Here is a 223-nt window from a genome sequence, read left to right as displayed (position 1 = left end):
ACGCGCAACGGCATCGGCCCTATTGCTGTAATATTCTATATCATACTGTTCTCGATTGTCCAAAAACATGGCTTCGCTCACTGCGGTTAAATCAACTGCGCGATTTTGAAGCGAATACCTGCAAACCTCAATAGCTTTAGGATCAACCACATCGGTATGGATATTCGAAGGCAGACTGATCACTGCCGACCGTTCGCAGTTTATATCCGAAAAGGCGATACGC

1 protein-coding gene is annotated in these 223 nt (G+C 46.2%); it reads right to left on the bottom strand.

Translation table 11 applies throughout. The features are described from left to right. Positions 1–223, bottom strand: a 223-nt coding sequence (locus KO524_RS15355) for a hypothetical protein (RefSeq protein ID WP_219295089.1), incomplete at both ends; no start/stop codon positions are given.

The sequence above is a fragment of the Flavobacterium sp. NKUCC04_CG genome (genome assembly GCF_019345525.1).
GTDB lineage: Bacteria > Bacteroidota > Bacteroidia > Flavobacteriales > Flavobacteriaceae > Flavobacterium.
The sequence above is the reverse complement of the archived record's forward strand: the minus strand, read 5'-3'. Positions and strand labels throughout refer to the sequence as shown.